Annotated in this window: 1 protein-coding gene and 1 riboswitch; the gene reads right to left on the bottom strand. The window is 72.8% G+C overall.

Annotation, left to right across the window (positions count from 1 at the left end; translation table 11 throughout):
- Positions 1–43: 43 nt before the first annotated feature.
- Positions 44–1444: an aminotransferase class V-fold PLP-dependent enzyme gene (locus ACFWEP_RS34485; protein WP_387376226.1), complete on the bottom strand. Its 1401-nt coding sequence runs from the start codon at positions 1442–1444 to the stop codon at positions 44–46.
- 174 nt (positions 1445–1618) lie between these two features.
- Positions 1619–1736: riboswitch (SAM riboswitch) on the bottom strand.
- Positions 1737–1791 lie beyond the last annotated feature (55 nt).

Genomic DNA, 1791 nt, shown 5'->3' with positions numbered 1-1791 from the left:
GGCAGCTGCCCGTCCCCGGCCGAAGTGCTGCCGGGCATCGCCGTCAGATCTGTGCGGTGCCCCGGTCCGGGACGCAACGGCCGCCCTCGGTGCGGTACTTCCACTGGGCACCCTCGCTGACCAGCTCGCCGACCGCGCGCACGAAGCGGTCCACGTGCTCGTCCGGCGTACCGGCGCCGAAGCTGACGCGGATGGCGTTCAGGGAGCGCTCGCCCGGCTCGGCCTCCGGCGCGCCGCACTCGCCCGGGTCCTGCGGGTCGCTGCCGAGCAGGGTGCGGACCAGGGGGTGGGCGCAGAACAGGCCGTCGCGGACGCCGATGCCGTACTCGGCGGAGAGCGCGGCGGCGAAGTGGGAGCTGTTCCAGCCCTCCACCACGAAGGAGATGACGCCGACGCGCGGGGCGTCGTCGCCGAAGAGCGAGAGCACCTTGACCTGCGGCACCTCGGCGAGGCCCGCGCGGACCCGGGCGACCAGCCGCTGCTCGCGGGCGACCAGCTTGTCGAAGCCGGCCTCGGTCAGGGCCTTGCAGGCGGAGGCGATGGAGTAGACGCCGATGACGTTGGGCGAACCGGCCTCGTGGCGGGCCGAGGTGGTGTGCCACTCCACGTCCACGCCGCCGTCGGTGCGCCGGGCGACCTTCTTCGAGGCGCCGCCGCCGGCCAGATAGGGCTCGGAGTCCTGGAGCCAGTCGGCGCGGCCGGCGAGGACGCCGGAGCCGAAGGGGGCGTAGAGCTTGTGACCGGAGAAGGCGACCCAGTCGACGTCGAGTGCGGCGATGTCCACCGGGTGGTGCGGGGCGAGCTGGGCGGCGTCCAGCACGATGCGGGCACCGTGCGCGTGGGCGGCGGCGGCCAGCTCCTTGACCGGCCACAGCTCGCCGGTGACGTTGGAGGCGCCGGTGACGCAGACGAGTGCCGGGCCGTAGGGGTCCCGGTCGGCGAGCGCGCGCTCCAGGGACTCGACGGCCTGCTGCGGGGTGCGCGGCGCGTTGAGGTAGGTGACGCGGGCGTCCCGCCAGGGCAGCAGCGAGGCGTGGTGCTCGGTCTCGTACACGAACACCTCGCAGTCGGCCGGGATCACGGCTGCGAGCAGGTTGAGGGAGTCGGTGGTCGAGCGGGTGAAGACCACCTGGTCGCCGGGGCGGCAGCCGAGGAACTCCGCGACGGTGGCGCGGCTGTTCTCGAAGAGGTCGGTGGAGAGCTGCGAGAGGTAGCCGGCGCCGCGGTGGACGCTGCCGTAGTACGGCGCGTAGGCGGCCACGTCGTCCCAGACGCGCTGGAGGGCCGGGGCGCTGGCGGCGTAGTCGAGTGCCGCGTAGGTGACCTCGCCTCCGGTGACGAGGGGGACGGTGACGTCCTTGCCGAGCACCGGCAGCGGGGCGGTGTCCGCGTCGAAAGCGGCGGAGGAGTCGGGGGTGTTGAGGGCAGCAGAAGACACGGACATGACGAACTCCCGGATCACGCAGGCGAATTCACCGTGCCGGCGGGTACGCGGCAGCACGGTGCGAAGAGATGAGAGGGGTGCGGGGAAGGGCGTTGCGCCCTATCGCATTCGCTTGCTCACAAGAGGCTCCCTAGGGACCAGGACCCCGGGGGTTGGCATTCAAGGATGCCGAGGGGCCCGCGCTTGCCGCAGACCTCGCTGCCTGCGGCCTGGTCTTCACCCGGGGCACCCCGCCACGGACGGAGGGTTGCCGGACAGCGGGCCGGGGCCGTAGTCGCTGTCACTCATGACCTGCCAGCATCTTGCCACAAGTGCCGGTGAACGCAAGGGCGCGGTCCGCATCGCGG

It is taken from the genome of Streptomyces sp. NPDC060198, assembly GCF_042728415.1.
Classification (GTDB): Bacteria; Actinomycetota; Actinomycetes; order Streptomycetales; family Streptomycetaceae; genus Streptomyces.
Note: the sequence above shows the minus strand (reverse complement) of the source record. Positions and strands in the feature narration are given on the sequence as shown.

Coding starts and splice junctions, on each gene's coding strand:
- ACFWEP_RS34485 (WP_387376226.1), bottom strand. CDS start 1,444: ATGTCCGTGTCTTCTGCTGCCCTCAACACCCCCGACTCCTCCGCCGCT.